Source organism: Lacrimispora sp., assembly GCF_032078915.1.
In the GTDB taxonomy this organism is placed as follows: Bacteria; Bacillota; Clostridia; order Lachnospirales; family Lachnospiraceae; genus Lacrimispora.
The window spans coordinates 1-6,394 of sequence record NZ_DAMAUN010000161.1 but is presented as its reverse complement, the minus strand read 5'-3'; the positions used below and the strand labels follow the sequence as shown (position 1 = coordinate 6,394).

Annotated in this window: 6 protein-coding genes; all 6 read left to right on the top strand. The window is 46.5% G+C overall.

Going from position 1 to position 6,394, the window contains the following annotated elements:
* Window positions 1-438, top strand: a 438-nt coding sequence (locus RT269_RS29350) for a helix-turn-helix domain-containing protein (RefSeq protein ID WP_313188032.1), incomplete at its 5' end; no start/stop codon positions are given.
* Between the two features lie 13 nt (window positions 439-451).
* Window positions 452-1,471: a sensor histidine kinase gene (locus RT269_RS29345; RefSeq protein WP_313188030.1), complete on the top strand. Its 1,020-nt coding sequence runs from the start codon at window positions 452-454 to the stop codon at window positions 1,469-1,471.
* A 20-nt stretch (window positions 1,472-1,491) separates the two neighbouring features.
* On the top strand, window positions 1,492-2,937 hold the full coding sequence (locus RT269_RS29340) for an ATP-binding cassette domain-containing protein (protein ID WP_313188028.1): 1,446 nt from the start codon (window positions 1,492-1,494) through the stop codon (window positions 2,935-2,937).
* Window positions 2,938-3,106: 169 nt separating this feature from the next.
* A complete protein-coding gene (locus RT269_RS29335) occupies window positions 3,107-4,609 on the top strand; it encodes a sugar ABC transporter ATP-binding protein (protein WP_313188026.1) in 1,503 nt (500 codons plus the stop codon).
* A gap of 22 nt (window positions 4,610-4,631) precedes the next feature.
* Window positions 4,632-5,639 (top strand): ABC transporter permease, encoded by a 1,008-nt coding sequence (locus RT269_RS29330; protein WP_100304772.1) that lies wholly within the window; start codon window positions 4,632-4,634, stop codon window positions 5,637-5,639.
* Window positions 5,640-5,711: 72 nt separating this feature from the next.
* On the top strand, window positions 5,712-6,394 hold a 683-nt coding region (locus RT269_RS29325), incomplete at its 3' end, for a substrate-binding domain-containing protein (protein ID WP_313188023.1).

Genomic DNA, 6,394 nt, shown 5'->3' with positions numbered 1-6,394 from the left:
ATGGAACGGTTTAATCAGGGAGTGGAATTTTGTTCTTCTGCAAGAGAGGTTCTGCGCTATCTCATAAAAGAGATATCCGCTTCCTACGATAAGGCTGTGGCCGGAAAGATGCAGGAGAATAACCGCCCCATACGCATAGCCAAGAAATACATCAGGGACCATTATAGGGAAGCCATTACCTTAGAAACAGTCAGTGAAGTCTCCGGATTCAATCCTACATATTTCAGTTCCCTGTTCAAGAAAGAGACAGGAAAGAACTTTTTGGAGTTTTTATCCGAGGTGCGGATGGAACAGGCGAAAGGTCTTTTAAAGGAAACAAATTTAAGTGTTGCATCCATATGTGAGGAAGTGGGATACAGCGATGTAAAGTATTTTACAAAGAACTTTACCAAATATTCCGGTTTAAAGCCAAACGAATATCGGAAGCTTTATTCCTGATGGGAGGCGTATTATGAAGGAAAGGTTTCGGTTTCTGTCCGTCAGAGTAATTTTTCTTTTGGCAGGTATTTTGACCGGATTCATGCTTTTGCTTTGCTATGCCCTGTACTTAACCAGGGGCCAGCCGGAGCAAATTTGGCTTATAATGGCGGCTTCCGTTCTCTTGGTCTTATTTTTTTACATCGGATATTATGGAATTTATAAGCCCATGCAGGAAACCAAGCGGGTGGAACGGCAGTTCGCCTCTGGCAGTGTTTTAAATGACTTATTAAAAATACGCTATCCCTACTGCCCGGAATCCGAGAAAGTAAATCAAAGGTTTTTTGAAATGCTGGGAACCAGGGAACTGATCAATGTTTCAAAAAAGCAGGCGGAATATCTTGCCCTGCAAAACCAGATCAATCCACATTTTTTGTACAATACACTGGAAGGCATACGGAGTGAGGCGCTGAGCCTGGGGGTGGACAGCATAGCGGAGATGACGGAGGCTCTTGCCACCTTTTTCCGTTATACCATTTCCAATGTAGACCATCTGGTAAACTTAGAGGATGAGCTTGCAAATATTGAGAACTACTATTATATCCAACAGTTCCGCTTCGGCAAAAAATTACAGCTGAATATCCAGTATGCATGTTCAGAAGAACTGGATGAAATGGAGATCCTTCAATACCGTCTGCCAAAACTGACTTTGCAGCCGGTTGTTGAAAATTCCATTTATCATGGGATCGAACGGAAAATAGGGGAAGGGCATCTGATCATTAAAATTTCGGTGACGGATTCCCGGTTGATCATCAAGATATCTGATGACGGACTTGGCATGGAGGCTGAAAGGGTGAAGATGCTGAATGAAAAGCTTAAAAGCTTATCCCTAGACGACGTGAACCCGGATATGGACCGGAAAGGCGGCATTGCAATCCAGAATGTCAATAACAGAATCAAGCTGCTCTTCGGAGAGGAATATGGCATCCACGTCTACAGCCAGGTGGAAGCAGGAACGGATGTGGAGATATCCCTTCCGCTGGTAAAGGATTAACAGGACAAAGAGGTGATGAGATGAGAAAGGAAATTCTCCGGCTGAATCATGTTACCCTGGAAGAAAACGGAGAGCGTTATCTGGATAATCTGGATTTTTATATTCTCCAGGGAGAAATTATGGGGCTCATCATATCCGATGCAAAGGGCTGTTCCCAGTTGATCCGCCTCCTCTGCCATAATATTCCCATAAGCTTTGGCGGAGTATATTATGAAGGAGACCGGGTAAATCATTATTCCCATGCGGATTTTACCGACAACCGGGTATATGTCATTGAGGAGAGGGGACGGCTCATAGACAGCCTGACCATATCCGATAACCTGTTTGTTATGCGGAAGGGATTTAAAAAGTATATGATTAACAGCAGGGTGCTGGATCATCAGGTGGAGCTTTTGATGGCGGAGCTGGGGCTGTCCATTGATCCCAAGCGCCGGATTTCAACCTTAAGCGCCTTTGAGCGCTGCGTGACTGAGCTTTTAAAAGCCATTCTGGCCGGGTGCCGGTTCATTATCCTGGACAGGATCAGCAATTTCTTAAGCCAGATGGAACTAAAGCAGTTTCAGGATATTATCAGGGAGCAGGCTAAGCGGGGGACCGCATTTCTTTATATGGGCAACCATCATCAGGAGGTGTTCCAGATTGCGGACCGGGCAGCTCTTTTTCATCAGGGAATCATATGGAAGGTATTTGAAAAAGAGGAAATGGTGGAAACGGCCCTTCAGCCTTATACCATATCTTTTGACTTGTCCGGCAGCCAGATCCGGGAACCTAAGGAGGAAGCAGTTCTTAAGTTAGACGGAGTGCATTTGAATGGGAAAGAGCCGGTGGGGTTTTCTCTGCGAAAAGGGGAATGCCTGATGCTGCTGGATACGGATAACCAGACCTGGGAGCCTTTAGTGAAGGTTCTTTCCGGCAGCAGAGGAATCCGGGCCGGCAGGATTTACCTGGGAGAAAAGGTCTTTGCAGGAGAGGAGCCTACGGACTTTTTTAAGGAGGGGGTAGCTGTTATTCCAGATGATCCGGCAGAAACCTTTCTGTTTCGGGACATGAGCTATATGGAAAACCTGACGTTTCTTTTAGACCGAAAGGTGTTGTTCGGAAATTTAAAGCGCAGCCATCTTCGCAGTGTGCGGAAAGAATACTTGAAAAAGGTGGGCCCCTGTATTGATGCGGGAAAGATTGACCGCTTAAGCCTGCGGGAAAGATACGGCCTTGCCTATTACCGGATCCATCTCCTTCACCCTAAGGTCGCCGTGTGCGTACAGCCGCTGGCTAAAGGGGACATGTACTTAAGGCGTTATGTGCTGGATCTGATCCAGGAGCTGAAAAACAGCGGGATCTCGGTACTCATTCTCACCAGCAACCTTGCCGACAACATGGATGTATCAGACCGGATGATAATTCTGCAGGATGGAAAGGTGGCGGCAGAATACGCGAAAGAGGAATTTTATAAAGTAGGCTGGTAATGAAAAGGATTAACAGGCGGTCTGGCTGCCTGTTTTTCATTTCTGCTAGGGATTTGATTGCCAAAGAATACCCCCCTTAAACGGAAGAATCTCCCCTACTATCCATGGGTTTCCGATGATATACTGTTTACAGAAGCTAGAATTTGAGAGAAATATGAGGGTGATAGGTATGCAGGAAGATATTGTGCGGATGCAGAATATTATAAAGACGTTCCCTGGTGTAAAAGCGCTTGACGATGTTTCGTTTTACTTAAAATCAGGAGAAGTTATGGCATTGCTGGGTGAAAATGGTGCAGGAAAATCGACGCTTGTTAAAATATTAAGCGGCGTCTATCCAAGAGATGGAGGAACCATCGAAGTATTTGGGGACAATATCCGGGAAATGACCACACAGAAGGCAAAGGAACTTGGGATAGCAATCATCCATCAGGAACTGAACATGTGCCAGCATTTGACCGTAGCGGAAAATATTTTTCTGGGACGGGAACGGACAAAGGGAATGCTCCTTTCTGAAAAAGAGATGAACAAGGCGGCAGCCGAGATCTTAAGCCGTATGAATATAGAATTAGATCCGGAGGAACTTGTGGGCAATCTGGCAGTATCCAAGCAGCAGATGGTTGAGATCGCCAAGGCGCTTTCCATGAATGCCAGGGTCCTGATTATGGATGAGCCTACGTCAGCCCTGACCTCAAAGGAAATCGCAGATCTGTTTACTATCATTAAAAAGTTAAAGAAAGAAGGCTGCGGAATCGTTTACATATCCCACCGCCTGGAAGAACTGAAACATATCGTGGATCGGGTCACCATCATGAGAGACGGAAGATTTATCACATCCATGGATTTTGATCAGAAGCGGATGGATGAGATCATTTCCCACATGGTCGGCCGTGAAATAAAACAGAAATTCCCCCGCATCACCTGTCCAAAAGGGAAGAAGATTTTGGAAATCCGCAATTTAAATGCGGGACGGATGGTCCGCGACATCAACCTGGAGCTTCATGAAGGGGAAATCGTGGGGATTGCCGGGTTGATGGGGGCAGGAAGGACAGAGACCACCAGGGCTATATTTGGAGCGGATCCAAAGGAATCCGGCCAGATTTTTCTGGATGGAAAAGAGGTCATCATCCATAAGGTAGAGGATTCCATAAAAGCAGGTATCGTACTGGCTCCGGAAGACAGGAAAAAGGACGGCCTTTGTACGAAACTCAGCATACGGGACAACATCGCCCTTCCCAATCTGGATATGCTATGCGGAAAACTGGGCATCGTTAACAGAAAAAAAGAGAGGGAAATGACGGATAAAACAGTGGTTTCCTTAAAAATCAAACTGCCGAACGCAGAGGTAGATGCCGGAAGCTTATCCGGCGGTAACCAGCAAAAAGTGGTGGTGGGTAAATGGCTGGCAAGGAATTCACGGGTAGTGATCTTCGATGAACCCACCAGAGGCATCGACGTGGCGGCTAAGGTAGAGATCTATAACCTGATGAACGAATTAAAACAAAAGGGGATCGGCGTTTTGTTCGTTTCATCGGAAATGCCGGAAGTCCTTGGAATCAGTGACCGGATTATTGTCATGTGTGACGGGAAAATTACAGGGGAAGTGATGACAACTGAGGCGACACAGGATCTGATTCTCAAATATGCAACTCAGTTTGAAAGCAAGATCAGTTAAGAAAAGGGCAAGGAGAGGTAACATGAATAGTAAAAGACAGAGTTGGTATAAAAGGCTGTTCGCCGTTCGCGGGATGGGGCAGGTAGTCACCGTAAGTTTAGGACTTATCGTTATGTGCGTTGTTTTTGGCATCATAAACCCTACTTTCTTTTCTGGGAAAAATGTTGCGAATCTTTTACGCCAGATTGCACCGATCCTGTTAATCGGCATCGGACAGTCCTATGTATTGATCACCGGTAATATTGATTTGTCCATTGGTTCTGTTGTCGGCATGAGCTGCATGATATCTGCGACCATGATGACAAAGGGCATGAATCCATGGGTGGCGGTAATTCTTACTCTGATGTGCTGTCTGATCGTAGGAGTTGTCAACGGTTTACTGGTAGCCAAGTGCAAGCTTCCCCCCTTTATTGCAACCTTAGGTACCATGACAATTGCCAGGGGCGTTGCTCAGATTGTCAATAACAACTACAATACCGATGCCATTGGAGACGGGGCAAGGGGATTTCGGGATTTCTTTTATTATGGAAAGGTCGCCGGAGTGTATAACACAGTGATCATATCCATTGTTTTATGGCTGGTATTTAATTTCCTGTTAAGCAAAACAAGGACCGGGCGGCACATTTATGCAATCGGAAGCAACATAGAGGCCTCCAAGCTATCCGGGGTAAATATCGTAGCCACCACTACAAAGGCTTATCTGGTCAGCTCCTTTTGTTCCTGCGTCGTAGGACTTGTGATCTGTGCAACAAGCGGCATGGGTACCATGGATGCGGGCAATGCCTATGAAATGTATGCTGTGGCGGCTTCCGTAATCGGAGGAGTTTCCACATTGGGAGGCCAGGGAATTTTAATTGGCACGGTAATCGGTGCTTCCATCTGGGGCGTGCTCCAGAACGGACTTCAGTTTGCAGGCGCTCCGGTTGCGATCCGAAACATTGTCATCGGCGCCATTGTAGTGATCTCCGTATTGATTGATGTGATTGTACGAAGCGGTAAGCTGGGAAAGAAAAATAAGATAGAACCATAATGATGGTATTGGAGCCAGAGGCTTTGATATAGGCAGATTTTAAAATATCCAATTTTAAGGAGGAAAAGGTTTATGAAGCGGAAAGTATTGGCGGCTATTCTTTCTATGGGAGTGATTGCGTCTATGGCAGGCTGCAGCAGCGGGCAGAAGGAGGCTGCAGCTACGACCGGGGCAACAACAGCAGCTGCAACAGAAGCTGCAACCACAGCTGCAGAAACAGCGAAAGAGGCGGCTTCCGGCGGAGGCTCACACAAGGTTTATCTGATCACCATGGATCAAATGGACCAGCACTGGGTAAACGTGGATGCAGGCGCCCAGAAGGCTGTAAAGGAGCTTGGAAATGTAGATTATAAATGGCTGGCTCCGGATGTAAAGGATGATGCAAAGCAGATCGAATGCATTAACAATGCCGTAGCAGGAGGCGCACAGGCTATTTTGCTGGCGGCTAACGGCCCTGATGCAGTTACTGCATCGTTACAGGAAGCGATTGACGCAGGAGTAAAAGTGGTATACGTAGACTCCGCAGCATCTCTGCCGGCGATCCAGACCCTTGCAACAGATAACAAAGCTGCTGGAAAAACTGCAGGTGATGAAATGATCAAAGCCTTAAAGGAAAAAGGAATCGAATCAGGAAAGATCGGCATCGTAAACGTAAATGCTGCAACCGCATCTACCGTAGCCAGAGAAGAAGGCTTCCGTTGTGCATTTGAGGGAACAAAGTTTGAGATCCTGGAAACTCAGTACGGCGAAGGCGA

Coding starts and splice junctions, on each gene's coding strand:
- RT269_RS29345 (WP_313188030.1), top strand. CDS start 452: ATGAAGGAAAGGTTTCGGTTTCTGTCCGTCAGAGTAATTTTTCTTTTG.
- RT269_RS29340 (WP_313188028.1), top strand. CDS start 1,492: ATGAGAAAGGAAATTCTCCGGCTGAATCATGTTACCCTGGAAGAAAAC.
- RT269_RS29335 (WP_313188026.1), top strand. CDS start 3,107: ATGCAGGAAGATATTGTGCGGATGCAGAATATTATAAAGACGTTCCCT.
- RT269_RS29330 (WP_100304772.1), top strand. CDS start 4,632: ATGAATAGTAAAAGACAGAGTTGGTATAAAAGGCTGTTCGCCGTTCGC.